The organism is Streptomyces sp. Act143 (assembly GCF_003143935.1).
Classification (GTDB): domain Bacteria; phylum Actinomycetota; class Actinomycetes; order Streptomycetales; family Streptomycetaceae; genus Streptomyces.
Genome location: NZ_QFRX01000001.1, coordinates 7,550,760 through 7,575,885, shown reverse-complemented (window position 1 = coordinate 7,575,885; position 25,126 = coordinate 7,550,760). Strand labels below are relative to the sequence as shown.

Sequence of the window (25,126 nt, the reverse complement as noted above, 5' to 3'; positions counted from 1 at the left end):
CTTTACGGCCGGGTAGAGTGGCCGGGTCGTCATCACACCCGTACGGGGGGAAGCCGGTGCAATTCCGGCGCTGACCCGCAACCGTGAGCCGTCCGTTCACCCGGACGGCGAGCCGGATCGCCCCGCCGGGAGCAGTTGACCGGCTCACGCGCACCGGCATCCGGCCGGTGCACGGCACCGTCGAGGTCTACGGGGCCGAGCCGCCCGGGGCTTCCCCGTGCCGCCCGGCTCCCTCGCACCCCGGTACGCCCCTTCGGCGGACCGGCTTCAAAGGAGAGAGGCAGCCGCCGATCATGAACGTCCGCCGCACCGCCGCGGTCCTGGCCGCCACCGCCGTGATCGGCACGGCCGCACCGGCCGTGGCCGCCGACCCGTCCCCGTCCGCCTCGGTGGCGATACCGGACGGGCTGTACGGGACGGCCGACCCCACGTACGACGGGGTGTGGCGGCAGTCGCTGGCGCTGATGGCTCAGCACGAGGCGAACGTCGACCCCGCCGACAAGGCGGTCGCCTGGCTGGCCGGGCAGCAGTGCGCGAGCGGCGCCTTCCCGGCCTTCCGCGCGGACCCCGCCAAGCCCTGCGACGCCAAGGTCATGGTCGACACCAACATGACGGCCGTCGCGGTCCAGGCGCTCGCCACGCTCACCGACCGCTACGACAGCCAGGTGCAGAAGGCCGTCACCTGGCTCAAGTCCGTGCAGAACAAGGACGGCGGCTGGGGCTACTCGGCCGGTGCGGCCACCGACGCGAACTCCACCTCCCTCGTGATCGGCGCCCTCACGGAGGCCGGCGTCACGGTGCCCGGCCTCCGCAAGGACGGCAAGTCCCCGTTCGACGCGCTGTGGCAGCTCAGCCTGCCGTGCGACGGCAAGGACGGAGGTGCCTTCGCCTACCAGCCGGACAAGAAGGGCAAGCTGGTGGCCAACGCGGACGCGACCGCGGCGGCGGTCCTCGGGGGCAACGGCGTGACGCCGGCGGCCGACCCCCAGGAGGATGCCGACACCTCCGCGGGCTGCCGGCCGAAGCAGGACGACGGTCTGGGCGAAGTGGCCGCGCACAACGGCGCCGCCTGGCTCGCCAGGACGCTGGAGAAGGATGGTTACCTCAAGTCGGCGCTGCCCGGCGCGGAGGACCAGCCCGACTACGGCAACACGGCTGACGCGGTCGTCGCTCTCGCCTCGGCGGGCTACCACGACCAGGCGACCGCCTCGCTGCACTGGCTGGAGGCCAACGCCGTGAAGTGGGCCGGGCAGAGCGGCCCCGCGGCCTACGCCCAGCTGATCTTCGCGGCGTACGCCGCCAAGGGCGGTGACGCCCACGACTTCGGCGGCAAGGACCTGGTCACCCTGCTGAACGCGACCGGCCCGGCCCCCGCGGCCGTCACCGCGGAGCCCGCCAAGGCCTCCCCCGGCGGCAGCGAGGCATCCGACGACAACGACGGCGCCCTGAGCGTCGCCTGGACCGTCGGCGGCGGCCTCCTCCTCGGCTCCCTCATCGGCTTCGGCCTCATGCTCCGCGGCCGGAAGCGCCGCCAGTGATGCGCCGCCTCGCCCCTCTCCTCCTCGCGGCGTGCTGTCTCCTGGCCCTCACCGGCCAGGCGGCCCACGCCACCGGGTACCGCTACTGGTCCTTCTGGGACCGCACCGGCACCACCTGGACCTACGCCACCCAGGGCCCCGCCACCGCCGTCCCCTCCGACGGCGACGTCCAGGGCTTCCGCTTCGCGGTGAGCGAGGACTCCGCGGACGCGACGAAGCCGCGCGGCACGGCGTCGTTCGCGACGATCTGCGCGGACACGCCCGCCGAGGACGGCAGGAAGCGGGTGGCGCTGGTCATCGACTTCGGTACGCAGGCGGACGCCCCGTCGGGCGAGACCCCGCCCGCGCTCCGCACGAGGTGCGCGGTGGTCCCGCAGGACGCGACCACGGCGGAGGCCCTGGCCGCGGTGGCGAAGCCGCTCCGCTACGACACCAACGCCCTGCTGTGCGCGATCGCCGGGTATCCCGAGCAGGGGTGCGGGGAGCAGGTGGCGCCGGGGAGGACGGACCACCGGAAGACCTCCGCCGAGAAGGAGCACGAGGACGCCGGCCCCTCGGTGGGACTGCTGGCGGGCGCGGCGGCGGTGGCGGTGCTCGGCGCGGCGGCGGTGTGGCAGGCGAGGCGACGCAGGGATGCGAGGTAATCCGGCGCGGGCCAGCGAAACGCCCCCGGCACCGGCCGCCGCCGCCCGCCGTACTCGCCCCTCTGCCCCGCTTCACCCCGGCGCCTGGTGGCTCTGGGCCCTCTCCCTCGGCATCGCGGCCACCCGCACCACCAACCCCCTCCTCCTCACCCTCCTCATCGCCACGTCCGCCTACGTCGTGGCCGCCCGCCGCCCCCACACCCCCTGGGCCCGCTCCTACTCCGCCTTCCTCAAGCTCGCCCTCGCCGTCCTCCTCATCCGCCTCGCCTTCGCCGTCACCCTGGGCTCCCCCCTCCCCGGCACCCATGTCCTCGTCACCCTCCCCGAAGTCCCCCTCCCGGACTGGGCACAGGGCATCCGGCTGGGCGGCAGGGTCACCGCGGAGACCCTCGCCTTCGCCTTCTACGACGGCCTGAAGCTCGCCACCCTCCTCATCTGCGTCGGCGCGGCGAACGCCCTCGCCAGCCCCACCCGGCTCCTGAAGTCCCTTCCCGGCGCCCTGTACGAGATGGGCGTCGCCGTGGTCGTGGCCCTCACCTTCGCCCCGAACCTCGTCGCCGACGTCCAGCGCCTGCGTGCCGCCCGCCGCCTCCGGGGCCGCCCGGACTCCGGCCTCCGCGGCCTCCTCCAGGTGGGTCTGCCCGTCCTCGAAGGCGCCCTGGAACGCTCCGTCGCCCTCGCCGCCGCGATGGACGCCCGTGGCTACGGCCGTACCGCCGACGTCCCGCCCGAGGTCCGCCGGACGACGAACGCCCTGATCCTCGGCGGGCTGCTCGGCGTCTGCGCGGGAACGTACGGCCTGCTGACCGCCGAAGGCGGCACGTACGGCATCCCCGTCCTGCTCGCCGGGGTGGCCGCGGCCCTCGCGGGCCTCCGCCTGGGCGGGCGCCGCACGCCCCGCACGCGTTACCGCCCCGACCCCTGGGGGGCCCTCGCCTGGACGGTGACCGGCTCCGGCGCGGCGGTCGCGGCAGCGCTGGTGTGGGCCTCCGTCCAGGACCCGGCGGCCCTCCATCCGGGCGTGATCCCCCTGGTCGCCCCCGCGCTCCCCCTCTACCCGGCAGCCGCGATCCTCATCGGCCTGCTGCCGGCGTTCATCACCCCCGCCCCCGCGATCGAGGAGCCGTCGTGATCCGCTTCGAAGACGTCTCCGTCACCTACGACGGCGCGACCGAACCCACCGTCCAGGGCGTCGACTTCGAAGTCCCCGAGGGCGAACTCGTCCTCCTCGTGGGCCCCTCCGGCACCGGCAAGTCGACGATCCTCAACTCCGTCAGCGGTCTCGTCCCGCACTTCACCGGCGGCACCCTGCGCGGCCGGGTCACGGTCGCCGGCCGCGACACCCGCACCCACAAGCCGCGCGAACTGGCCGACGTGGTGGGCACGGTGGGCCAGGACCCGCTGTCCCACTTCGTGACGGACACCGTCGAGGACGAACTGGCCTACGGAATGGAGTCGTTGGGCCTGCCGCCGGATGTGATGCGGCGCCGCGTCGAGGAGACCCTCGACCTCCTCGGTCTCACCGGCCTCCGCGCCCGCTCGATCTCCACCCTCTCCGGCGGCCAGCAGCAGCGGGTCGCGATCGGCTCGGTCCTCACCCCGCACCCCGGGGTCCTGATCCTCGACGAGCCGACCTCCGCCCTGGACCCGGCCGCCGCGGAAGAGGTCCTCGCGGTGCTGCAACGCCTGGTCCACGACCTCGGCACGACGGTGCTCATGGCCGAACACCGCCTGGAACGCGTCATCCAGTACGCCGACCGGATCGCCCTCCTGCCGGGCCCGGGCGAACCACTGGTACTGGGCACCCCGGCCGAGATCATGGCCGTGTCCCCGGTGTATCCGCCGGTGGTGGACCTGGGGCGGGTGGCGGGCTGGTCGCCGCTGCCGCTGACGGTGCGGGACGCGCGGCGAAGGGCCGCGGACCTGCGGCACCGATTGGCCGGGGGTGCGGCCGACGCCACCAAGGGGAGCGGGGAACTGCGCGACCAGCCACAGGCGACCCGCGACCGCCCGCGATCCACGCCCCCCGCCCCCGCGGGCGCCCGCACCCCGCGCCGCTGGTTCCGCAGACCCGCCCCAGCCGCCATGCCCCCGTCCCCGCACGCCGCCGAGACCCACGCCCTCACCGTCCGCCGATCCCGCGTACGAGCCCTCACCGACGTCACCCTCACCATCTCCCCCGGCGAGACGCTCGCCCTCATGGGCAGGAACGGCGCCGGCAAATCCACCCTCCTCAACACCCTCGTAGGTCTCGTCCCCCCTACCTCCGGCACAGTCCTGACCGGCGGAGCCGTCCCCCACCGCACCCCGCCCCGTGACCTGATCCGCCGCGTGGGCCTGGTCCCCCAGGAACCCCGCGACCTCCTCTGCACCGACACGGTCGCCGCCGAGTGCGAGGCGGCCGACGCCGACGCCGGCGCACCCCCCGGCACCTGTCGCGCCCTGGTCTCCGGCCTCCTCCCCGGCGTCGCCGACGACACCCACCCCCGCGATCTCTCCGAGGGCCAGCGTCTCGCCCTCGCGCTGGCCGTCGTCCTCACCGCCCGCCCCCCGCTGCTCCTCCTCGACGAGCCCACCCGAGGACTCGACTACGCGGCGAAGGCCCGTCTGACCACCGTCCTCCGCTCCCTCGCCGCCGAAGGCCACGCCATCGTCCTGGCCACGCACGACGTGGAACTCGCCGCCGAGATCGCCCACCGGGTCGTCCTCCTCGCGGACGGCGAGGTCATCGCCGACGGCCCGGCGGCGGACGTGGTCGTGGCGTCCCCGTCCTTCGCCCCGCAGGTCAGCAAGATCCTGGCCCCGCAGAAGTGGCTCACGGTCGCCCAGGTGAGAGAGGCACTCGGACCGTCATGAACGTCATCCGGCTCGGCCCCCGTTCCGTCGCGGCCCTCGTCCTCGTCAGCGCGGTGGGCGTCGTGGCTCTCGGCTGGCCCTTCCTCGCCCCGCCGCACTCCCAGCTCAACGCGCACGCGACCGACGCGCCCTGGCTCTTCGCGGGCCTGCTCGTCCTGCTCGTCGTGGTCGTCGCGGCGACGATCTCGGAGTCGGGCCTCGGCCCGAAGGCGGTGGCGATGCTCGGCGTGCTCGCGGCGACGGGCGCGGCGCTCCGCCCGCTCGGCGCCGGAACCGCCGGAATCGAACCCATGTTCTTTCTCATGGTGCTCAGCGGCCGGGTCCTCGGCCCCGGCTTCGGATTCACCCTCGGCGGGGTGTCGATGTTCGCGTCGGCGCTGCTCACGGGTGGGGTGGGGCCCTGGATGCCGTTCCAGATGCTGGCGATGGGCTGGTTCGCGATGGGGGCGGGTCTGCTGCCGGGCGCCCGGCGGCTCCGCGGCCGGGCCGAGCTGGCACTGCTGGCGGGGTACGGCTTCCTCGCCGCGTTCGCCTACGGCACGGTCACCAATCTCGCGGGCTGGCCGTTCCTGGCCGGGACGGCGTCGAACATCGCCTTCCAGCCGGACGGCACGGTACCCGGCAATCTGGCCCGCTTCTTCCTCTACTGCGTGGCCACCTCGCTGGGCTGGGACCTGGGCCGGGCGCTGTGCACGGTCGTGCTGACGTTCACGCTCGGCCCGGCCGTGCTCAGGGCGCTACGCAGAGCCACCCGGCGGGCAGCCTTCGAGAGCGCGGTCACATTCGACCCCCGTTGAGCGGTGAACCACCCCACATGACCCACATCACGAACTAACTCCCTTAGTATTGCATATCGGACGCCATGCCCATGCCATAACAGCCTCTGACCTGCACATTGAGAGCCAGCTCACATGGAGCCCGTCCGCCCCAGATGCGACCACAACTAGTAAAAGGGGTCATTGCGGACGCGCTCCGAGCCTGTTTCTCTTGAGGACGTCGCACGGCGCCGACCAGCCCCACGGGCCTCGGCGCCGCCGCATGTACCGGCCGCTCACCGCGATCGACCGGGACCCGCACGCGACAGACCTGTCCCCGAAGAAAAGGTTCTCCGTGTCCGTCTCCCGCATCGTTCGCCGCATCGCTTCCCCGAAGAAGGCCATCACCACCGCCGCGATGGCCGCCGCCACCGCCGGTCTGGTGCTGACCGCGGCGCCCGCTCAGGCGGCCACTGCCGACTCCGCCGCGCAGGCCAAGGCCATCGCCAAGCAGATGATCCCGAACGCCGCCCAGTACGCCGCGTTCAGCAACATCGTCGAGCACGAGAGCGGCTGGGACGTCGACGCCACCAACTCCTCCTCCGGCGCCTACGGGCTGGTCCAGGCCCTGCCGGGCTCCAAGATGGCCACCGCCGGCTCGGACTGGAAGACCAGCGCCGAGACCCAGATCGAGTGGGGCCTCGACTACATGAACTCCCGCTACGGCAGCCCTTCCGGCGCCTGGGCGTTCTGGCAGGCCAACGGCTGGTACTGAGCAGACTGACAGCTGCTGATCCACGTACGAAGGCGGCGACTCCCGTTCCCACGGGGGTCGCCGCCTTCTGCGTTCGGCACGGTGGGGCGCAGCCTGACGTGTCAGCCCGCCAGCGCACTCCGCCCGGCCGACAGCCGATGCGCGAACCGGCCGAGCAGTACGGCGTTCACCAGCCCGGCGAGAGAGCAGCCGACGGCGAAGATCAGCGGGTTCAGCCAGTCGGCGCCGACGAACCCCGCGGGTATCGCAGCCATGAGGGCGACGAAGCTGAGCGGCGCCGTGGCCATGATCGGCCAGATGCCCGCGAAGCCCGGGTCCGGCAGCGCATAGGCGGCGACCAGGAAGAACCCCACCGCCACGGCGACCACCGCGAGATAGATCCGCGAGAGCCAGTTGTCCCAGGCCGGTGCCAGCAGCGACCCTCGCGTGCGCCGGGCGGTCGCTCCGGACGCGGACCGTTCGGCGAGCGCACCGACCACGGCCGCGTTCACGAGGGCGCACACCAGCAGCCACAGCCCGTAGGAGCCGACGGCCAGCACCTCGACGGCGCCCCCGCCCTCGGTGCCCGGACCGAACGGAAGCGGCACGGGCAGGAAGGACAGCGGGGCCGTGAGCAGCGCGGGGCCCATGGCGAGCGGGCTGTCCGGGGCGACGAAGAGGACCCCGACCGAGGCGGCGACGACCCCCAGGTAGGTGCGGCCGAGCCAGTTGCCCGTCGCCAGCGCGAGCATGCGGCGCCATCGCGGGCGGGAGGTGTTCGTCATCGTCTGGTTCCTTCGCTTCGATCCGGCCTGTGTGTCTGCCTGTCTCCACGATGGACCGACGGCCGCGCCCGGACATGAGCGCGGCTACTCATCCCGGTCTGAGCACCTCGAACCAGACGGTCTTGCCGCCCTCCGCTCTCGGCCCCACTCCCCACGTGTCCACGACCGCCTCCAGCAGCGCGAGCCCCCGCCCGCTCTCCGCCTCCGCGGACAACCCGGCGTCCACGAACGGGAGCTCGTCGAACCCGTCCCCGACCTCCACCCGAACGCCCGCCCCCTGCTTGCGGATCACCACCTCGCACCGCCGGTCCGGAACATGCCGTACGACATTGGCCACGAGCTCCGTCACACCCAACTCCACGGCGTCACAGACCTCTTGCAGCTCCCACTCGTCGAGCAGCGAACGGACGATACGACGGATGTGCCGCGCCGAGTGCGCGCCGACGGTGAGGCGCATGCGGTACTGGGTGGGGACGGAGCCCAGGAGGGTGGGGGGAATGTGTGCGTTCACGGTACGAGCCTGACCTGGCGGAACTACGCTGGGCTACCGTTCGGATACAACGGGCTCTGAAGTGGGGGCTGTTCGTGACGCACATCAACGTCCTTGACCCGGGGGCCTCGCCGCTCGACTACTACGGCTTCGAGCTGCGTCGGCTGCGGGAATCCGCCGGGCTGAGCCAGAAGCAGCTCGGGGACATCCTCAACTACACCGGCTCCCTGGTCGGCCAGATCGAGACCGCGAGGAAGGTCCCGACGCCGGAGTTCAGCGAGCGGGCGGACGCGGCGCTGGGGTCGGACGGTCTGCTGTCGCGGCTGGTGGAGCTGGTACTGCGGAGTCAACTTCCGGCGTGGTTCAGGCAAGTCGCGGAGCTGGAGGCGCGGGCGACGGAGATCTGTACGTTCCAGGCCACGATGGTCCACGGCCTTCTCCAGACCCACGCCTACGCACGCGCCACACTCGGCACGCTGGATCAGACCGACCTCGACGACCGCACCGCCGTGCTGCTGGCCCGTCAGCGCATCTTCGACAAGCCGGAACCGCCCGTCTTCTGGACCGTGATCACCGAGGCCGCGCTCTACCAGGAGATCGGCGGCCCGGAAACCATGCGCGGCCAACTGGCGCATCTGTTGGGCTTCGAGGACAACCTCCGGATCAACGTCCAGGTGCTGCCGTTCTCGACCGGAGCGCACACGGGACTGACAGGCTCGTTCAACCTCTACCGCTTCGCGAGCGACCCGACCATCGTCTACACCGAGGGGTACGGCAGCGGACATCCGTCCGCGAACCCGGAGACGGTCAAGGACTGCTCACTCCGTTACGATCATCTGCGAGCCGCCGCTCTATCCATCAGGGACTCGGCGGAGTTGATCCGAAGCGCGATGGAGGATCGCTATGGAGAGCAAGTGGCGTAAGTCCAGCTACAGCAGCGACCAGGGCGGTGATTGCGTAGAGATCGCCGAAGCCCCCACCGCCGTCGCCGTCCGTGACTCCAAGAACCCGGCGGGCCCGATCCTCACCGTCGGCCCCGCCGCGTTCCGCCACTTCGTCTCCTGGAGCGGAACTACACCTGCGGTCTGACCGCCGGCGCCTTCGCCGCCTGGTGCGCTCTCCACTCCTTGCGGAACAGATACCCGCGCAGCACCGCGATCGCCAGGAACAGCAGCCCGAAGCCGCCCCTGCCCAAGCCCCCTACCTGGACGAACCAGTAGAAGCACGCACCGGCCATGGTGAGGCAGATGCCGATGACCAGCGGTTCGCGGAGGTAGAAGGGCAGGACGCGGAGGATGAGGTTGAGAAACATCCGGCAAGTTGATCAGTCCGCGTCAACCGTGTCGAGCGGAAATCCGTGGGCCTAGATCCGCTGAATGATCGTGCCGGTGGCCAGCCCGCCCCCCGCGCACATCGTGATCAGCGCGAACTCCTTGTCCACGCGCTCCAGTTCGTGCAGGGCGGTGGTGATCAGCCGGGCGCCCGTCGCCCCGACCGGGTGCCCGAGGGCGATCGCCCCGCCGTTGACGTTCACCTTCTCCAGGTCCTGTTCGAAGACCTGCGCCCAGCTCAGCACCACCGACGCGAACGCCTCGTTGATCTCGACGAGGTCGATGTCCTTCAGGGACATCCCGGCCTTGCCCAGCACCGCCTTCGTCGCGTCGATCGGCCCGTCGAGGTGGAAGTGCGGATCGGCACCGACCAGCGCCTGGGCGACGATCCGCGCCCGCGGGCGCAGCTTCAGCGCCCGCGCCATCCGCTTCGAGGCCCACATGATCGCGGCGGCGCCGTCGCTGATCTGGGACGAGTTGCCCGCCGTGTGGATGGCCGTCGGCATGACCGGCTTCAGCCCCGCCAGCGCCTCCATCGACGTGTCGCGCAGCCCCTCGTCCCGGTCGACCAGGCGCCACATGCCCTGCCCGGCGTGCTGCTCGTCCTCCGTGGTCGGTACCTGTACGGCGAACGTCTCCCTCTTGAACCGCTCCTCGCTCCACGCGACGGCGGCCCGCTCCTGCGAGATCAGCCCCAGCGCGTCGACGTTCTCCCGCGTCAGCCCCCGGTGCCGGGCGATCCGCTCGGCCGCCTCGAACTGGTTCGGGAGGTCCACGCTCCACTCGTCCGGGAACGGCTTGCCCGGCCCGTGCTTGGACCCCGACCCCAGCGGCACCCGCGACATCGCCTCGACCCCGCAGGAGATCCCGACGTCGATCACGCCCGCCGCGATGAGGTTGGCCGTCATGTGGGAGGCCTGTTGCGAGGAGCCGCACTGGCAGTCGACCGTCGTCGCGGCGGTCTCGTAGGGCAGGCCCATCGTCAGCCAGGCCGTGCGCGCGGGGTTCATGGACTGCTCGCCGGCGTGGGTCACCGTGCCGCCGACGATCTGCTCGACGCAGTCGGCGGGGATGCCGGTGCGGCCGAGGAGTTCACGGTAGGTCTCGCCCAGCAGGTAGGCGGGGTGGAGGTTGGCTAGCGCGCCGCCGCGCCTGCCGATGGGGGTGCGTACGGCTTCGACGATCACGGGTTCCGCGGCCATGGGGAGTTCCTCTCCTCAGAGCACCCGCGCGGCGCGGGGGCGTCCCGGCCCGGCCCGCCACGCGGAACTAGTACGTGTTCTAGTTCCAGGTGCAGTCTGCTGACAGGGAGTCCATCGCCGCAAGAGTCGTGCACGCCTCTTGCTACTTCTAGAACCCGTTACTACGTTCACGGCACGACCTGATGGACCGTCAGAAGACCGCCGAGCAAGGCTGGAACACGGCTGGAGCTGCCCCATGACCTGTCCAGAGCTCCCCGACGGGTTCGACCTCACCGACCCCGATCTGCTGCAACAGCGCGTTCCGCTGCCGGAGTTCGCCGCCCTGCGCCGGGTGGAACCGGTCCGCTGGATACCCCAGTCGGGCAACGTCGCCGGTTTCCAGGACGCCGGCTACTGGGCGGTGACACGGCACGCGGACGTCAAGTACGTCTCCACGCACCCCGAACTCTTCTCCTCCACCCTCAACACGGCGATCATCCGCTTCAACGAGCACATCGAGCGCGACGCGATCGACGCCCAGCGTCTGATCCTGCTCAACATGGACCCGCCCGAGCACACCCGTGTCCGCAGCATCGTCCAGCGCGTCTTCACCCCGCGCGCCATCCGCGCCCTGGAGGACAACCTCCGCGCCCGCGCCTGCGCCATCGCGGCGAACGCCCGCGACCGCCGCGGCTCCTTCGACTTCGTCACCGAGGTCGCCTGCGAACTCCCCCTCCAGGCCATCGCCGAGCTCATCGGCATCCCGCAGGACGACCGGGCCAAGATCTTCGACTGGTCCAACAAGATGATCTCGTACGACGATCCCGAGTACGCGATCACCGAGGAGGTCGGCCAGGAGTCGGCGACCGAACTGATCGCCTACGCCATGAACATGGCCGCCGACCGCAAGCAGTGCCCGGCGAAGGACATCGTGACCACGCTGGTCGCCGCCGAGGACGAAGGCAACCTGGGCTCCGACGAGTTCGGCTTCTTCGTGCTGATGCTGGCGGTCGCGGGCAACGAGACCACCCGCAACGCCATCACCCACGGCATGCACGCCTTCCTCACCCACCCCGACCAGTGGGAGCGGTACAAGGCGGAGCGCCCGGCGACGGCCGCGGAGGAGATCGTCCGCTGGGCCACCCCGGTCAACTCCTTCCAGCGCACCGCGACGCAGGACACCGAACTCGGCGGCAAGCAGATCCGAAAGGGCGACCGGGTCGGCATCTTCTACGCCTCCGCCAACCACGACCCCGAGGTCTTCACCGACCCCGACACCTTCGACATCACCCGCGACCCCAACCCCCACCTCGGCTTCGGAGGCGGCGGCCCGCACTACTGCCTGGGCAAGTCCCTGGCCGTGCTGGAGATCGACCTGATCTTCAACGCGATCGCCGACGCGATGCCGAACCTGGTCCTGACCGGCGACCCCCGCCGCCTGCGCTCGGCGTGGATCAACGGCGTCAAGGAACTCCAGGTCAGCATGGCCTGAACCGCCACGACCGCAGATGAACCCCTGGTCCCGGGCCGGCGGCTTCCCGGCGCCGCCGGCCCGTCCGGACCCGAGGGAGGCAGGAGCATTCCCGTCCCTCACGCCCCGTTCCTGCCTCCCCCGAGGCCCACCGCGTCCGGCGCGCAAGCCGTGGCGGCCGCCACCGGCCGGGCACAGAGGTGCCGGGCGACATGCCCGGCGTCCCGGCCCACGCCCTGGATCATCGACGAGGCCAGCGCGTACTGGAACAGCCGCCCCACGAAGTACAGCCCGGGCTGTGCGGGGACCACGCCCCGCCGTTGCGCCGGTTCGCCGTCCTCGTCGAAGACCGGCAGGTCGATCCAGGAGACGTCCGGCCGGAAGCCCGTGCACCACACCACGTTCGCCACCTCGGCCCGCCGCCCGTCCGCGAGTTCCGGCAGCCCGTCGCGCACCCCGACGGTACGGCCCACCCGCTCGACGCCCGCCGCCTTCAGATCGGCCGACTTCACCCGGATCAGCGGGGCACTGTGCGCCAGCACCTTCGGCCGCACCTTGCGGCCCATCGGCGTGCGTACCGTCAGGACGTTGCGGAAGAGGAAGAACAGCACCGGCGTCAGCAGCCGGGCGGCCCGGCGTTCGATCCGCCACGGGATCTGCCCCGGGTGCGCCCCGGACAGCAGGACCCGGTGGCTCGCCGCCAGCTCGACGGCAATGTCCGCCCCCGAGTTCCCGGCCCCGACGACCAGGACGGGACCGTCCCGCAACTGGCCGGGGTTGCGATAGTCGACGGCGTGCACCTGCGTGATGCCCGGCGCGAGTTCACCCGCGAACGGCGGCATCTTGGGCAGCCGGTCGTACCCGGCGGCGACGACGACGTTCGCGGCCTCGTAGCGCAGGTCGCCGTCGGTCTCCACGAGGTAGCGCGTGCCGTCGTACGACAGCCGCCGCACCCGGATCCCGGTCCGCACCGGGAGTCCGGCCCGGGCGGCGTAGACCTGGAGGTAGTCGGCGAACTCCTCGCGGGTCGGGAACGCCCAGCCGGGTCCCGGGTAGGGCAGCCCGGGCAGTCCGTCGAAGCGGGCGGGGCTGAACAGCCGCAGGGAGTCCCAGCGCTGCCGCCAGCTGTCGCCGATGCGCTCCCCCGCCTCCAGGATCACGAACGGGCGTCCGGCGCGGGCCAGGTGGTACCCCGTGGCGAGGCCGGCCTGGCCGCCGCCGATGATGACGGTCTCGATGTGTTCGGTGTTCATGCCGGCTCCTCGGTGCCTCGGTCGTCGTCCGTCCGGGTCCCGCGCTCGGCCTCGTAGATCGCCACGGCCTGCCGCAACAGCCTCTCGGCCGCCGCGAGTTCACCGCGCAGCCGGAGCAGGGTGCCGAGCTCGGCGGCGCTGTCGGCGTACCTCAGCCGGGCCGTTCGCACCTGTTCGCGGAGGGTGAGCGCGTCATCGGACACGCTTCGATGCTGCGGGCGGGGCGGGGGTGCGCACATCGACAGGAATGCCCAATCCCGGACGCCGGGCATGGGTGCTTCTGCGCAGCGGGTGCTTCAGGCGGAGGGCCCCGGTCGCGCCAGCCCGTGCGCGAAGGCGTACGCCGCGACAGCGGTACGCGATCCGAGGTCGAGCTTGGCGAAGATGTTGCTGATGTGCCGGGCGACGGTCTTCTCGCTGAGGACCAGCTCCGCGGCGATGGCGTGATTGGTCCGCCCCTGCGCGAGCAGCCGTACGACCTCCAGCTCGCGGGGCGAGAGCAGGGACCGCCGGTCGGTGCCGGTACCGGCGCCCACGAGCCGCTCCACCCGCCGCACGTCCGGCAGCGCCCCGAGCCGCGCGAACGCCTGCCGGGCCGCGTCCAGCTCCAGCGCCGCGCAGTCCTCGTCCCCGAGCGCCCGGCAGGCCAGCGCCACCAGCACCCCCACCCGGGCGGCCTCGTAGGGCACGTCGAGTTCCCGCCACCCGCGCCCGGCCTCCCGCAGCACCGCCAGCGCCTCCCCCGCCGCCCCGTCCGCGAGCAGCACGGCGCCGCGGGCCTGGCAGGCCATGAGGTGCAGCGCGGCGATGCTCTGGGAACCGGCGACGGCGGCGAGCTCGTCGGCGGCGCGGCGGGCCTCACCGGGAACACCGCCGTCGGCCTCCGCCAGGAGGATCTCCACCGCCGCCGGCAGCAGCCGCGCCCTTCTCATCGGGTCCGTGGTCTCCGCCAGGGCCCGGCGGATCGCCGCCGCGGCCGGGGCGGGGCGGTCCTGGGCCAGCCGCAGGAGGGCCAGGCCGGGCTGGGTGTCCCAGCCGTGCCGCAAGGTGTCCCGGTATGCCTGTTCGGCCTCGTCGTACTCGCCGCGCAGCCGGTGCAGCTCGGCCAGTTGGTAGTAGGCGCTGCCCGCGACCACCTCGCCGTACCCGGCGGTGAGCTGGGCGCAGGCCAGCCGTGCCTCGCGGACCGCTTCCGGCCATGCCCCGCCGAGCTGGAGGAGCGCGGCCCGGTGCACCCGGCACAGCCCGCGGTAGGCGCCGCTGAAGTCGGGCTGGGCGGCGCACCACCGCGCGAGTGCCTTGGCCCACTCCTGGGCGCGGCGCAGTTCCTGGAGTTCCTGGCAGGTGCCGATGACGACGCAGTACGTCATGCCGATGCAGCGTGCCGAGGGCCGGCCGTCGGCGACGACGACCATGGCCTCGTCGAGCTGGGCGAGGCCGCCCGCGACATCGCCGTTGCCGATCAGGGCGAGGCCGAGCGTCATCGCCGTGCCGGCCACGAGGTCGGGGTCCGCGTCGGGGCCGACACGCGCGGCGAGCCGCCGGGCGAGCGTGAGCATCTCGGCGTGTTCGCCCGCGCGGAAGTGCAGTTCGGCTTCCAGCATCGTCAGATACCCGCACTGCGGGCAGTCGGGCTCGGTGGCCGCCAGCCGTTTGGCGCGGGCCAGCCAGGCGCCGGACTGCGCGAGGTCCCCGCCCCAGGCGAGGCCCTTGCACAGCCAGTACGCGCAGCGCAGCGCGGCCCCGACGTCGCCGTCCCCGGCGTAGGCCGCGAAGGCCCGGCGCAGGAGGGCCACCGCGTCCTCGCCGCGCCCGAGCATGTCGGCGGCCTCGGCGAGCGCCTCGACGTCGGCGGCGCCGAGGGGCCGTACCGTGTCGGCCCGGCCGAGCAGCGTGTACGCCTCCGCCCACGCCTGCCGGGTGCGGGCGTGGCGTCCCTGGTCGAGCTCCGCGTCCGCTTCCATGGCGCCTCCGCCCCCATTGCACCCCCGCGGGGGCGGGCTGTCACCCGCTGCCGGGGGTACGGGCGGCGTCCGCCCGCTCGCGCGGACCGTCCGTGGCCGCCTCCTTCACCGTCCGTGCCCGCGGCCCCTGGAACAGATACGACAGCCCGAAGCCCGCACCGACCACCACCGCACCGCCCACCGCGTCCAGCACCCAGTGGTTTCCGGTGGCCACGATCGCCGTCACCGTGAAGAACGGGTGCAGCAGCCCCAGCGCCTTCATCCACGCCTTCGGCGCGACGATCGCGATGACCACCCCGCACCACAGCGACCACCCGAAGTGCAGCGACGGCATCGCCGCGTACTGGTTGGTCAGCGCGGTCAGCGTGCCGTAGTCCGGCTGGGAGAAGTCCTGGACGCCGTGGACCGTGTCGATGACGCCGAGGGACGGCATCAGGCGGGGCGGGGCGAGCGGGTAGAGCCAGAAGCCGACCAGGGCGAGCAGCGTGGCGAAGCCCAGGGACGCGCGGGCCCAGCGGTAGTCGACGGGGCGGCGCCAGTACAGGACGCCGAGGACCGTCAGCGGGACCACGAAGTGGAACGACGTGTAGTAGAAGTCGAAGAAGTTCCGCATCCAGTCGATCCTGACGACCGCGTGGTTGGCCCAGTGCTCGATGTCGATGTGCAGCAGCCGCTCCAGGTCCAGGACCTGCTGCCCGTGCTCCTCGGCCCGCGCCCGGCCCGCGGAGTTGCTGCCGCCCGTCGCCGCGAGCCGCACCTTCTGGTACGCGGCGTAGGTGACACGAATGAGCAGCAGTTCCAGGAGCAGATTGGGACGCGTCAGCACCCGCCTCAGGAACGGCAGCAGCGGCACGCGGCGGAAGCGGGCCGGGACCGGCTCGGCGTACTCGGTCGGGACCGCGGTCCGGTAGTGCGGCGAGGTCCGCGGCAGGAACGGCACGAACGTCGCCGCGGCCAGCGCCGCGAGCATGATCACGTTGTCCCGCAGGGGGTGGAGCGAGGCCATGTTCGGCAGGATCATCTTCGTCGGCAGCGTCATGACCAGCACCACCGCGACCGGCCACACATAGCGGTCCGAGGCCCGCTTGCCGACCCTGCCGACCACCGCGAGCAGCACCCACAGCAGCTGGTGCTGCCAGGCCATCGGGGCGATGAGGATCGCCGCGCAGCCCGTGACCGCCACGGCCAGCAGCAGCTGTCCGTCGTGGGCGTAGCGCACGGCGCGGCGCAGGGCGAGCACCGCGACGGCCGCGCCCAGTGCGAGGAACAGCGCCACCTCCGTCGGGCCGGACAGTCCCGCGCGCACCAGCGCCCCGTGCAGCGACTGGTTGGCGAGGTCGTCCGCGTCGCCGCCCAGGCCGCTGCCCGCCAGGTGGTGGACCCAGTAGGTGTACGAGTCGTGCGGCAGCGCCGCCCACGCCAGCGCCGTGCTCGCCGCGAACGTGATCCCGGTGGTCAGCGCGGCCGGCCGCCGCCCGGTGAACCACAGCAGCCCGGCGAACAGCAGCACCGTCGGCTGGAGCGCCGCGGCCAGGCCGATCAGCAGGCCGCCCGCCCGCTGCCCGCGCACGACGAAGCACCCGACCAGTACCAGCAGCACCGGCATGATGCTGGTCTGCCCGAGATACAGCGTGTTGCGGACCGGCAGCGACAGCATCAGCAGGCTGATCGCGACCGGGGCGGCGAAGAACGCCGTACGTCTGTTCACCGGCTGAGGCAGCGCCCGCGCGACGACGAGCCCGAGTGCGGCGACCAGCAGCAGGGTGCCGAAGGTCCAGCCCCAGCCGAGGGCCTGCTCGGCGGCCTTGGTGAGCGGTTTGAGGACGAGTCCGCCGAACGGCGTGCCGGTGAACTCCGTCGAGTCGTAGAGCGAACCCTTCACATGGAGGACGCCGTCGGGGCCGACCCAGGTCTCCAGGTCCGTCAGCCGCTCCCCGCTGGGGGTACTGAGGACGACGGCCACCTGCCGGACGGCGAGTATCGCGGCGACCACCCACAGCAGGAATCTGGCCACGCGCAGGCGCGCTCTGGCCGTGTCGACGGCCGTCGCTCCGAACGCTTCCGCCGGTCGTCCGCTGGGGTTCGCATTCGCCACGCGCCCAGGCCTCCCGCCCCGTTCGTCCCTCACGTCCGATACGCGAAGTCTGTCGTGCGCAGCCTATGAGGCGCGCACGCCCCCCGGAGAAGAGACGCAGGCGGTTCCGTATCACCTGACGCCCGTCCTGCATTTGTCCGAATGACGATAGTCCGCCCCACCGTGCACCGCCCCGCTGAGCGCCCGGTGGATCACTTACGTAGCTACAAAGCGCGGACCCGTATGCTCCGCGTAACCGTCTGAAGGCCCGGCGAACGCGCGGCGGAGGGGTGGGGGGACATGGTCGATGCGGTCGGCTCCCTGAGAGGCCGGGCGCGCCGCCGTCTGCTCGCGGTCGTCCTGGCCCTGCTGGCCACCCAGGTCGGCGCCCTGGTCGCCCCGGCGTACGCGTGCGGCTGCGGCGCCATGGTCCCGGACACCGCCCGGCGGATCGGCGTGGCGCGCGAGGAGTCGGTGCTGCGCTGGGACGGCCGCCGGGAGCGGATCGTGATGCGGCTGACGGTCGACGGCGACAGCGACCGGGCCGCCTGGATCATGCCGGTCCCGCACCGCGCGGACGTGCGGCTCGGCGACCCCGCCCTCTTCGACGCGCTCGACGCGGCCACCGCGCCCGTGCACCGCACCCGCCACCACTTCTGGCCGCAGGACGGCGACTGGCCGCTGGTCTCCGGCGGCGGCCGGGACGCGGGCGCGCCCCCGCCCGGCGCGGGCGCGGCGCCCGGGGTGAGTGTGGTCGGCCGCCAGAAGCTGGGCCCCTTCGACGTGGCCCGGCTCACCGCCACCGATCCCGACGCCCTCGGCGGCTGGCTGACCGCGAACGGCTTCCGCCTCCCGCCGCTCCTGAGCACCGCCCTCCAGCCGTATGTGGCCCGCCGCTGGGAGTACGTGGCGGTCCGGCTGGCCCCCGAGACCGCGAACACGTCCCTGCGGGGCACCCTGGACCCGCTGAGCCTGTCCTTCGCGGCCGACGAGCCGGTCTACCCGATGCGCCTGTCCCGCCTCGCCCGGACACCCCAGTCGCTGGGCCTGTACGTCCTGGCCGCGCACCGCATGGAACCGGCCTCCGCCCTCGGCGGCTCCCGCCCCCGCGTCACCTTCGCCGGGCGGATCGCGCCGGAGCGGGGCAGCCCGCTGGCCGAGCTGACGTCCGGCACCCCGTTCCTGACGGCGATCGGCCAGGAGTTCCCGGCCCCGTCCCTGATCGACGGCGACCACACCCTGCGCCGGGCCGCCGCCGACACCGCCTTCCAGCAGGTGATCTACGAGGACCGGCTGCGCACGGTGGCCGGGGTCCCGGCCTGGCTGCTGACGGTCGCGGGCACCCTGGCCGCGCTCACGGCGGCCGTCGCCCTGCTCGTCGTACGACACTCCCGGCGCCCGGCGAAATCGGTCGCCGGGGAGCCGCCGGACACCTATGTTCGTCAGGTCTCCTAGTTAGCACCACTAATTACCCTGACGAATGAGGTCGTATGAGCGAGTCGCGCTGGGACGCCGTGGACAGCTACTTCGCCACCCATCTGGCGCCCGACGACGAAGCACTGCACGCCGCGGTACGGGACAGCGAGACGGCCGGACTCCCGCCGGTCGCCGTCACCGGCCCGCAGGGCAAGCTGCTGCACCTCCTGGCGTGCGTCCAGGGCGCCCGGCAGATCCTGGAGATCGGCACCCTCGGCGGCTACAGCACCATCTGGCTGGCCCGCGCCCTGCCCGCCGACGGCCGGCTGATCTCCCTGGAGTACAGCCCGCGGCACGCCGAGGTCGCGGGCCGCAACATCGCGCGGGCCGGTCTGGACAAGGTCGTCGAGATCCGCGTCGGTCCGGCCCTCGACTCCCTGCCCCGCCTGGCCGACGAGGCTCCGGCCCCCTTCGACCTGGTCTTCATCGACGCCGACAAGGCGAACAACCCGCACTACGTGGAGTGGGCGCTGAAGCTGACCCGCGCGGGCAGCCTGATCATCGTGGACAACGTCGTACGGGGCGGCCGGGTCGCCGACCCGGACAGCGCCGACCCCGACGTCATCGGCACCCGTGCCGCCATCGAACTCCTCGGCTCCCACCCGCGGTTGAGCGCAACGGCGATCCAGACGGTGGGGGCGAAGGGCTACGACGGCTTCGCGCTGGCGCGCGTGCTGGCGTAGCCCCCCTCGCCTCAGACCTCGTGGTAGAAGCCGACGTTGACGCTGCGCGGGGCGGTGCGGTCCACGACGACGATCTCGCCGCTGCCGCCCCGGGGCAGCGCCACGGTCCCGCCGTAGGCGAGCGGCTGGGCGTACTCCCCGACCGTCAGGCGCACTTCACTGGACGGCTCGGCCTGCGACCCGCGCAGCCACGTCACCTGCCAGGTCCCCTCCGGCCCGCACAGGAACTCCAGGTGGACCCGGGAGACGAACAGCCAGTCGTCGGGCGTCGCGAGCCGGCACACGGACTTGTCGCGGCCCACCCGCAGCAGCGCGCCCGGCTCGCTCGGTGCGTCGGCCATGAGCATGCCGGCCGTGGCACCCTCCTCCGCCGCGGAGACGGCGGCCATGGTGAGTTCGAGCACGTGCGCTCCCTTTGCAGTTCCTGAACCGTTCCTGAGCAAGTGTCCTTGCACAGCGGCCGCATGATAAATCGCCCGGCCCCATCGCGTCCGGCACAATGGACTCATGACCGAGCGAAAGCCACCCGGCGTCCCGTTCGAGATGGGGGTCCCCCCGCTCGAACGAAGTTGAGAGTGGGGGACACCCTGGCCGCGGCGTACGCGGCCCCGTCCGAACGTGCGGTCCGCAAGCTGATCACCGACGTCAACGTCAAGATCCGCGACATGATGTTCAGGCCGCCGCCCGGCCCCCCGCTGGGTATGAAGCCGTACGACGTGGAAGAGGTCGTACGCCAGTGGCGGGAGCGCCGGGCGGCGGACTCGGGGGCGACGGGCTCAGAGGCGCAGTAGCCGCTCCGTGAGCTCGCGGTAGTCACGCAGGGCGAGCCGGAGCTGCTCGGTGTCGCCGGAGGCGGAGCCGGAGTCGCCGGTCATCGGCTTGCCGTCGCCGTGGTCGGCACCCTGCCAGGACTGGCGCAGGGTGCGCCGCCGCTGGGCCATGGCGTCCGTGAAGCGGGCGGCGACCTCCTCCAGCACGTGGTCGGCCTCCTCGACGGCGGCCCGGGGCCCGTCCACGAATCCGGTCACCGCGTGCTGCAGCTGCCCGGTGAGCTTGTCGCACTGCTCGTCGGCCAGCAGCCGCCCGCGGTGGGCCTCGCGTCCCGCGGCCTCGTGGCTCGCCACCACGGCGGCCTTCTCCCGCTCGTTCCCGGAGCCGCCCCGCCCTTCGTGCCCCGCCACCAGGGGCGACCCGTCACTCCGCGGAGCGCCCTCGGCGCCCCGACCGCTCATGGCGTCCGTCATGCCTCTCAACTCCCCTTCGCCTGACGCCGGGTGAACGTCCACGGCAGATGACCGTGGCCGTCGTCGCGCGCGTGCCGGGCGTCGCCGGACGGGGCCGCCGACTCGCGCCCCCGCTCCCGCCGGCCACCGGACCCCACGAGCTCCTCGAACAGGGCCCGGGCCTCGACCATGGCCTCGCGCATCTCCTCGGTGCCGCCCCGCGCACCGTCCTCGGTGCCGCCGCGCGTGTGGGCCACGCGGTGCACCCGCCGGTAGCCGTGCACATGGTGCGCGTGGTGCACGGACAGGGCGGCGAGCTGCTCCTCGTACTGCCCCCCGTCGGGGAAGCCGCGGGCCCCGGCCACCTCACCGAGCAGCCGGTCCGCCTCGCTCACCGCCTCGCGGGGCGACTCGACGAACCGCTCCTGGGCGGCGGCCCACCGTGCCTCGTACTGCTGCCGCTGCGCGGGCTCCAGGTCCCGCTCCCGCAGCGACCCGTGCTTGTCCACGCGCTCGGCGAGCTCGCGCTCGGCGGCCTGGGAGTCCCCGTCGTGCCGGGCGACGGCCCGGTCGTACTCGGGCCCGAAGCGCCGCTTCAGGTCCCGCCCACCGGGCCGGCGCCGGGCCAGGACGACCGCCACCACGACGACGGCCGCCACGATCACGATCAGAGCGATGATCACGCCAGTTGTCATGCGCCACGAGTAGCCCCGAGCATCCCCCTCAAACGGGCCCGCCCCCAGATATCCGCTTGCGGCCCGCCCCACGCCCCGCCCGACAATGGCGCCCATGACCTGGACCGTCACTCCGGAACCCTTCGACTCCCCCGCCGCAGTGGCCCTGTGGCGCGCGTACTACACGGAGGTCAGCGACCGCTACTACCTCCGCCACGAGAACCGCCGCACGGCACCGGAGGAACTGGAACGCGAGATCGCCCGCGCGGACTGGTCCGAACTGACGCCGCCGAGCGGCCGGTTGCTGGTGGCCCGCTTCGCGGGCGACGCGGCGGGCACTGCGGGCGTACGCCTGCTCGACCCGGCGACGGCCGAACTGAAGCGAGTGTTCGTCCGGCCGTCGCTGCGCGGCAGGGGCGGCGCCCAACTCCTGGTGGCGGCGGCGGAGAACGCGGCCCGCGCCCTGGGAGCCACCCGCATGATCCTGGACACGCGCCACGACCTGACAGAGGCCAGAGCCCTGTACACGCGCCTGGGCTACACCGAGACGCCCCCGCACAACGACGACAGATACGCGGAGCACTGGTTCACCAAGAACCTGTAGCCCCGCCGCGCCGCAGCGCGCTACGGCGGGCCGGCCGACGAGAGCCGCACACCGCGCCCTCTCACTCACAACCGAGGAACCTCCACCGCGCCCCCTTGCTCACAACCGAGGAACCTCCACCGCGCCCTCTCACTCACAACCGAGGAACCTCCACCGCGCCCCCTCGCTCACGGTCGAGGAGCCTCGCCGCTACCCCTCGCTCACGGCCGAGGAGTCTCCGCCGCGGCCCCGTTGTGCGGCTGCTCGCGGTCCGAGCCGCACAGCTCGGCATTCAACTCGGCCACCAACTGCGCCAGATCAGTGGGCCGGTCCGCGCCCCACCAGTCCCCCAGCAGCTCCGCCAACGACTCCTCCCGCGCCGCGGCGAGCCGCTCCGCGACGCCCCGGCCCTCCGCGGTCAGCACCAGATCCACCCCCGACCGCACCGCCAGCCGCCGCTCCTCCACCTGCCGGGCCGCCGCGATCACCACCGGCAGCGGCACCGCGCTCCGCTCGGCGAGCGACGCCGGCTCCTCCGACCCGTACCTGTTGATCCGCAGCAGCAGCCAACTCGCCGCGGGCAGCAGGTCGTACCCGGCCCGCGAGGTGATCGTCCGGTAGATCTCCCGCCGCCCCTCGCGGGTACCGAGCACCGACAGCGCCCGGCACACCTCGTCGTACGACGAGCGCTCCACGGGATTGCTGGCCAGCGTCTCCGTCACGTCCGGCGCGGTGACGGACGCGCGCAGCCGGTCCTCCTTGAGGAACCAGGCGAGCACGAACCCCAGCAGGGCGACCGGCGCCGCGTACAGGAACACATCGGTGATCGACGAGGCGTAGGCGTGCAGCGCCGCGGGCCGCAGTGCGGCGGGCAGGTTCGCGATGTCCCGCGGATCGGCCTCCAGGCCGTCGATCGTCACCCCGCCCGGCAGCCGGTCCCCGGCCCCCGCGAACGCGTCCGCCAGCTTGTCGCCGAGCCGCTCGGTGAAGACCGTGCCGAAGACGGCGACGCCGAACGAGGCCCCGATCGACCGGAAGAACGTCGCCCCGGAGGTCGCGACGCCCAGGTCCTCGTACGACACGGCGTTCTGCACGATGAGCACCAGCACCTGCATGACGAGCCCGAGCCCCAGGCCGAACACGAAGAAGCAGCTGCTCATCGCCCAGGTGGAACTGCCTTCGTCGAGCTGGTGCAGCAACAGCAGCCCCAGTGTGGTGACCGCGGTACCGGCGATCGGGAACACCTTCCAGCGCCCGGTGCGGCTGACGATCTGCCCGGACGCGGTGGAGGACAGCAGCAGCCCGAACACCATCGGCAGCATGTGCACACCGGACATGGTCGGCGAGACGCCCTGCACGACCTGGAGGAACGTCGGCAGATAGGTCATCGCGCCGAACATCGCGAACCCGACGATGAAGCTGATGACGGCGGACAGGGTGAAGGTCCGGATGCGGAAGAGCTTCAGCGGCAGCACCGGCTCCGCGGCCCGCCGCTCCACCGCCACGAACGCCCCGCCCAGCACGACCCCGAGCACCGCCAGCCCCACGATCTGCGGCGACGACCACGCCCACGTGTTGCCGCCGAGGGAGGCGACCAGCACCAGACACGTGGCGACGGACGCGATGAGCAACGTCCCCAGGTAGTCGATGACATGGCGGGTCGACTTGCGCGGGATGCGCAGCACGGCCGCGATGACGGCGAGCGCCACGACGCCGACCGGCAGGTTGACGTAGAAGACCCAGCGCCAGCTCAGATGCTCGGTGAACACCCCGCCCAGCAGCGGCCCGAGGACGCTCGTCGCCCCGAACACCGCCCCGAACAGCCCCTGGTAGCGCCCGCGTTCACGCGGCGGCACCAGATCGCCCACGATCGCCATGGACAGCACCATGAGCCCGCCACCGCCCAGCCCCTGCAGGGCCCGGTACGCGATGAGCTGAGGCATGTTCTGCGCCATTCCGCACAGCGCGGACCCGATCAGGAAGATCACGATCGCGGTCTGGAACAGCTTCTTCCGGCCGTACTGGTCGCCGAGTTTGCCCCACAGCGGCGTCGCGGCCGTCGAGGCGAGGAGATACGCGGTGACCACCCACGACAGATGTTCCAGGCCGCCCAGATCACTGACGATGGTCGGCAGCGCGGTCGACACGATCGTCTGGTCCAGCGCGGCGAGCAGCATCCCGAGCAGCAGCGCCCCGATCGACACGAGGACGTTGCCGGGCACGTGCTCGTCCCGCGCGTCCCGCACATCTCCCGTCATAGCGTGCGCATCCGCGGCCATGAAGACCTCCCGTCGGTCCCGTTACGACTTCCATCGTGGTCGGTGTGACCACTTATGGCCTGTCGAGTCCTGTTGGAAGCCGTTGTTCCGGGGTGGGTGGGAGACGTGTGTGAAGAGGTTCTGCATAATCTCTGGAGTTCGCGAGGGGAGGGACGCACACATGGCGGAGTCGACGGGCCACCAGTGCCCGGAATGCGGGGCACCCAGAGGGGTCGACAACACCCCGTCCTGCGGCTGCACGCAGCGGGCGTCCGACGCCCTGCGCGACGCGCGCGAGGCGGAGCAGGCGGCGGCGGAGGACTTCGATCCGCTGCGGATACGTCCCTACGTCGACCTGGAGTCCGAGGGCAGGGAGCCCGAAGCCCCGGCCCCGGTGCCCGACGCGACGATGCCGTTGCGCCCGATATCCGTGCCGCCGCCGCCCAGCACCACGGATCTGAGCCTCTTCGACACCACCCCGGAGCACGAGAGCGCTCCGGACGAGCCCCGCTCCCGCATCTCCCGCAACCGCCGCACCCTGGTCCTGGCCGCGGCCGGCGCCCTGGTGGCGGTGATCGCGGCGGCGGGCCTGGCGAGCGGCCTGCTCTCGTACGACACCCCCGAGCGTGACACCGCACTGCCGAAGGAGGTCCGGGCGAGCGTCCCGGACGCTTCCACCAGCTCGGCGCGGGCGTCCGCGCAGACGAGCGCGGCCTCGGCCCGGCCGACCTCGGCGCCCCCGTCCGCCGGGGAGAGCCCGTCGGCGTCGGCGTCCGCGTCCCCGTCCCCGTCGCGATCCAGCGCCTCCCCGACCCCGTCGGCCTCCACCGCACCGGCGTCGACCCCGGCGTCGGCCGCCCCGACCAGCACGCAGAACACCATCGGCAACGGTCAGGAGACCGACCCGCCGGTGCTGCGCCGCGGCTCGCAGGGCGAGGAGGTCGTGGAACTGGAACTGCGCCTGACCCAGCTCGGCCTCTACACGAGGAAGGCGGGCGGCCGGTACAACGAGGGCGTCGAGGACGCGGTGACCCGCTACCAGTGGGCGCGGGGCATCAAGGTGGAGCAGTACGGGGTCTACGACCTGGCGACGAGGGAGGCGCTGGAGTCGGAGACGACGGAGCCGTAACGGC

General features: G+C 72.6%; 25 protein-coding genes, 1 pseudogene and 1 riboswitch. Of the genes and pseudogenes, 14 read left to right on the top strand and 12 right to left on the bottom strand.

The window, feature by feature from the left end; all coding sequences use genetic code 11:
* Positions 1–6 precede the first annotated feature (6 nt).
* Positions 7–145, top strand: a riboswitch (cobalamin riboswitch).
* Between the two features lie 148 nt (positions 146–293).
* The 6 genes from DI272_RS34575 (at position 294) to DI272_RS34550 (ending at position 6,568) form a co-directional block, all read left to right on the top strand.
* Positions 294–1,538 carry a prenyltransferase/squalene oxidase repeat-containing protein gene (locus DI272_RS34575; RefSeq protein WP_109499117.1) on the top strand — a complete coding sequence of 415 codons (1,245 nt, stop codon included), beginning with the start codon at positions 294–296 and terminating at the stop codon, positions 1,536–1,538.
* Entirely contained in the window at positions 1,535–2,182 is a 648-nt protein-coding gene (locus tag DI272_RS34570; protein ID WP_181387413.1) for an SCO2322 family protein, read from the top strand. Before DI272_RS34575 ends, DI272_RS34570 begins: the two co-directional genes overlap by 4 nt.
* Positions 2,172–3,314, top strand: coding sequence for a CbiQ family ECF transporter T component (locus DI272_RS34565; protein WP_109499115.1), 1,143 nt, complete (start codon positions 2,172–2,174; stop codon positions 3,312–3,314). Before DI272_RS34570 ends, DI272_RS34565 begins: the two co-directional genes overlap by 11 nt.
* Positions 3,311–5,038, top strand: coding sequence for an ABC transporter ATP-binding protein (locus DI272_RS34560; protein ID WP_109499114.1), 1,728 nt, complete (start codon positions 3,311–3,313; stop codon positions 5,036–5,038). The genes DI272_RS34565 and DI272_RS34560 overlap by 4 nt, the downstream gene beginning before the upstream one ends.
* Positions 5,035–5,835 (top strand): ECF transporter S component, encoded by an 801-nt coding sequence (locus DI272_RS34555; protein ID WP_109499113.1) that lies wholly within the window; start codon positions 5,035–5,037, stop codon positions 5,833–5,835. The genes DI272_RS34560 and DI272_RS34555 overlap by 4 nt, the downstream gene beginning before the upstream one ends.
* Positions 5,836–6,148: 313 nt before the next feature.
* The gene (locus DI272_RS34550; RefSeq protein WP_109501207.1) at positions 6,149–6,568 is read left to right on the top strand and encodes a transglycosylase SLT domain-containing protein; all 420 of its coding nucleotides are present in this window, start codon (positions 6,149–6,151) and stop codon (positions 6,566–6,568) included.
* A 101-nt stretch (positions 6,569–6,669) separates the two neighbouring features.
* Here the strand turns inward: DI272_RS34550 and DI272_RS34545 are convergent, their stop codons facing one another.
* Together DI272_RS34545 and DI272_RS34540 are read right to left on the bottom strand one after the other, a co-directional pair.
* Positions 6,670–7,332, bottom strand: coding sequence for an SCO4225 family membrane protein (locus DI272_RS34545; protein WP_109499112.1), 663 nt, complete (start codon positions 7,330–7,332; stop codon positions 6,670–6,672).
* Between the two features lie 88 nt (positions 7,333–7,420).
* A complete protein-coding gene (locus DI272_RS34540) occupies positions 7,421–7,843 on the bottom strand; it encodes an ATP-binding protein (protein WP_258314774.1) in 423 nt (140 codons plus the stop codon).
* A gap of 74 nt (positions 7,844–7,917) precedes the next feature.
* On the opposite strand from DI272_RS34540, the gene DI272_RS34535 reads away from it, so the two are divergent.
* Both DI272_RS34535 and DI272_RS34530 read left to right on the top strand, forming a co-directional pair.
* Complete coding sequence (locus DI272_RS34535; protein WP_109499111.1) at positions 7,918–8,745, top strand: helix-turn-helix transcriptional regulator; 828 nt, start codon at positions 7,918–7,920, stop codon at positions 8,743–8,745.
* Positions 8,726–8,911: a DUF397 domain-containing protein gene (locus DI272_RS34530; RefSeq protein WP_109499110.1), complete on the top strand. Its 186-nt coding sequence runs from the start codon at positions 8,726–8,728 to the stop codon at positions 8,909–8,911. Before DI272_RS34535 ends, DI272_RS34530 begins: the two co-directional genes overlap by 20 nt.
* On the opposite strand, the gene DI272_RS34525 is transcribed toward DI272_RS34530, so the two are convergent.
* Together DI272_RS34525 and DI272_RS34520 are read right to left on the bottom strand one after the other, a co-directional pair.
* Positions 8,895–9,134 carry a hypothetical protein gene (locus DI272_RS34525; RefSeq protein ID WP_109499109.1) on the bottom strand — a complete coding sequence of 80 codons (240 nt, stop codon included), beginning with the start codon at positions 9,132–9,134 and terminating at the stop codon, positions 8,895–8,897. The two genes, DI272_RS34530 and DI272_RS34525, sit on opposite strands and share 17 nt — an antisense overlap.
* A gap of 51 nt (positions 9,135–9,185) precedes the next feature.
* A complete protein-coding gene (locus tag DI272_RS34520) occupies positions 9,186–10,355 on the bottom strand; it encodes a steroid 3-ketoacyl-CoA thiolase (RefSeq protein ID WP_109499108.1) in 1,170 nt (389 codons plus the stop codon).
* 235 nt (positions 10,356–10,590) lie between these two features.
* On the opposite strand from DI272_RS34520, the gene DI272_RS34515 reads away from it, so the two are divergent.
* Positions 10,591–11,826 (top strand): cytochrome P450, encoded by a 1,236-nt coding sequence (locus DI272_RS34515; RefSeq protein WP_109499107.1) that lies wholly within the window; start codon positions 10,591–10,593, stop codon positions 11,824–11,826.
* 98 nt (positions 11,827–11,924) lie between these two features.
* Here DI272_RS34515 and DI272_RS34510 read toward each other — a convergent pair whose 3' ends face one another.
* The 4 genes from DI272_RS34510 to DI272_RS34495 form a co-directional block, all read right to left on the bottom strand.
* Complete coding sequence (locus DI272_RS34510) at positions 11,925–13,058, bottom strand: NAD(P)/FAD-dependent oxidoreductase (protein WP_109499106.1); 1,134 nt, start codon at positions 13,056–13,058, stop codon at positions 11,925–11,927.
* Positions 13,055–13,261, bottom strand: coding sequence for a tetratricopeptide repeat protein (locus DI272_RS34505; protein WP_109499105.1), 207 nt, complete (start codon positions 13,259–13,261; stop codon positions 13,055–13,057). Before DI272_RS34505 ends, DI272_RS34510 begins: the two co-directional genes overlap by 4 nt.
* Before the next feature lie 93 nt (positions 13,262–13,354).
* Positions 13,355–15,022: a helix-turn-helix transcriptional regulator gene (locus tag DI272_RS34500; protein WP_109499104.1), complete on the bottom strand. Its 1,668-nt coding sequence runs from the start codon at positions 15,020–15,022 to the stop codon at positions 13,355–13,357.
* A 40-nt stretch (positions 15,023–15,062) separates the two neighbouring features.
* Entirely contained in the window at positions 15,063–17,117 is a 2,055-nt protein-coding gene (locus DI272_RS34495) for a bifunctional glycosyltransferase 87/phosphatase PAP2 family protein (protein ID WP_109499103.1), read from the bottom strand.
* Between the two features lie 279 nt (positions 17,118–17,396).
* On the opposite strand from DI272_RS34495, the gene DI272_RS34490 reads away from it, so the two are divergent.
* Together DI272_RS34490 and DI272_RS34485 are read left to right on the top strand one after the other, a co-directional pair.
* Complete coding sequence (locus DI272_RS34490; protein ID WP_109499102.1) at positions 17,397–18,551, top strand: DUF2330 domain-containing protein; 1,155 nt, start codon at positions 17,397–17,399, stop codon at positions 18,549–18,551.
* Between the two features lie 35 nt (positions 18,552–18,586).
* Positions 18,587–19,255, top strand: coding sequence for an O-methyltransferase (locus DI272_RS34485; protein ID WP_109499101.1), 669 nt, complete (start codon positions 18,587–18,589; stop codon positions 19,253–19,255).
* 11 nt (positions 19,256–19,266) lie between these two features.
* On the opposite strand, the gene DI272_RS34480 is transcribed toward DI272_RS34485, so the two are convergent.
* Positions 19,267–19,659 (bottom strand): hypothetical protein, encoded by a 393-nt coding sequence (locus DI272_RS34480; RefSeq protein ID WP_109499100.1) that lies wholly within the window; start codon positions 19,657–19,659, stop codon positions 19,267–19,269.
* Between the two features lie 177 nt (positions 19,660–19,836).
* Here DI272_RS34480 and DI272_RS34475 point away from each other — a divergent pair.
* Positions 19,837–20,046: pseudogene (locus DI272_RS34475) on the top strand (DUF1992 domain-containing protein); the annotation flags it as partial.
* Here DI272_RS34475 and DI272_RS34470 read toward each other — a convergent pair.
* Together DI272_RS34470 and DI272_RS34465 are read right to left on the bottom strand one after the other, a co-directional pair.
* Positions 20,032–20,499, bottom strand: a complete 468-nt coding sequence (locus DI272_RS34470; protein WP_109499099.1) for a hypothetical protein — start codon at positions 20,497–20,499, stop codon at positions 20,032–20,034. The pseudogene DI272_RS34475 and the gene DI272_RS34470 sit on opposite strands and share 15 nt — an antisense overlap.
* 5 nt (positions 20,500–20,504) lie before the next feature.
* Complete coding sequence (locus DI272_RS34465; RefSeq protein ID WP_109499098.1) at positions 20,505–21,173, bottom strand: hypothetical protein; 669 nt, start codon at positions 21,171–21,173, stop codon at positions 20,505–20,507.
* 94 nt (positions 21,174–21,267) lie between these two features.
* Between DI272_RS34465 and DI272_RS34460 the strand changes: the two genes are divergently transcribed.
* Complete coding sequence (locus tag DI272_RS34460) at positions 21,268–21,756, top strand: GNAT family N-acetyltransferase (RefSeq protein WP_181387412.1); 489 nt, start codon at positions 21,268–21,270, stop codon at positions 21,754–21,756.
* A 200-nt stretch (positions 21,757–21,956) separates the two neighbouring features.
* On the opposite strand, the gene DI272_RS34455 is transcribed toward DI272_RS34460, so the two are convergent.
* Positions 21,957–24,014: an MDR family MFS transporter gene (locus DI272_RS34455; RefSeq protein WP_109499096.1), complete on the bottom strand. Its 2,058-nt coding sequence runs from the start codon at positions 24,012–24,014 to the stop codon at positions 21,957–21,959.
* Positions 24,015–24,174: 160 nt separating this feature from the next.
* Between DI272_RS34455 and DI272_RS34450 the strand changes: the two genes are divergently transcribed.
* Positions 24,175–25,122: a peptidoglycan-binding domain-containing protein gene (locus tag DI272_RS34450; protein WP_109499095.1), complete on the top strand. Its 948-nt coding sequence runs from the start codon at positions 24,175–24,177 to the stop codon at positions 25,120–25,122.
* Positions 25,123–25,126: the final 4 nt, after the last annotated feature.

Excerpts from the sequence above, each read along its gene's own strand:
- DI272_RS34575 (WP_109499117.1), top strand. The coding sequence starts at position 294 with ATGAACGTCCGCCGCACCGCCGCGGTCCTGGCCGCCACCGCCGTGATC.
- DI272_RS34565 (WP_109499115.1), top strand. The coding sequence starts at position 2,172 with ATGCGAGGTAATCCGGCGCGGGCCAGCGAAACGCCCCCGGCACCGGCC.
- DI272_RS34555 (WP_109499113.1), top strand. The coding sequence starts at position 5,035 with ATGAACGTCATCCGGCTCGGCCCCCGTTCCGTCGCGGCCCTCGTCCTC.
- DI272_RS34545 (WP_109499112.1), bottom strand. The coding sequence starts at position 7,332 with ATGACGAACACCTCCCGCCCGCGATGGCGCCGCATGCTCGCGCTGGCG.
- DI272_RS34530 (WP_109499110.1), top strand. The coding sequence starts at position 8,726 with ATGGAGAGCAAGTGGCGTAAGTCCAGCTACAGCAGCGACCAGGGCGGT.
- DI272_RS34525 (WP_109499109.1), bottom strand. The coding sequence starts at position 9,134 with ATGTTTCTCAACCTCATCCTCCGCGTCCTGCCCTTCTACCTCCGCGAA.
- DI272_RS34520 (WP_109499108.1), bottom strand. The coding sequence starts at position 10,355 with ATGGCCGCGGAACCCGTGATCGTCGAAGCCGTACGCACCCCCATCGGC.
- DI272_RS34515 (WP_109499107.1), top strand. The coding sequence starts at position 10,591 with ATGACCTGTCCAGAGCTCCCCGACGGGTTCGACCTCACCGACCCCGAT.
- DI272_RS34510 (WP_109499106.1), bottom strand. The coding sequence starts at position 13,058 with ATGAACACCGAACACATCGAGACCGTCATCATCGGCGGCGGCCAGGCC.
- DI272_RS34500 (WP_109499104.1), bottom strand. The coding sequence starts at position 15,022 with ATGGAAGCGGACGCGGAGCTCGACCAGGGACGCCACGCCCGCACCCGG.
- DI272_RS34490 (WP_109499102.1), top strand. The coding sequence starts at position 17,397 with ATGGTCGATGCGGTCGGCTCCCTGAGAGGCCGGGCGCGCCGCCGTCTG.
- DI272_RS34485 (WP_109499101.1), top strand. The coding sequence starts at position 18,587 with ATGAGCGAGTCGCGCTGGGACGCCGTGGACAGCTACTTCGCCACCCAT.
- DI272_RS34470 (WP_109499099.1), bottom strand. The coding sequence starts at position 20,499 with ATGACGGACGCCATGAGCGGTCGGGGCGCCGAGGGCGCTCCGCGGAGT.
- DI272_RS34465 (WP_109499098.1), bottom strand. The coding sequence starts at position 21,173 with ATGACAACTGGCGTGATCATCGCTCTGATCGTGATCGTGGCGGCCGTC.
- DI272_RS34460 (WP_181387412.1), top strand. The coding sequence starts at position 21,268 with ATGACCTGGACCGTCACTCCGGAACCCTTCGACTCCCCCGCCGCAGTG.
- DI272_RS34455 (WP_109499096.1), bottom strand. The coding sequence starts at position 24,014 with ATGGCCGCGGATGCGCACGCTATGACGGGAGATGTGCGGGACGCGCGG.
- DI272_RS34450 (WP_109499095.1), top strand. The coding sequence starts at position 24,175 with ATGGCGGAGTCGACGGGCCACCAGTGCCCGGAATGCGGGGCACCCAGA.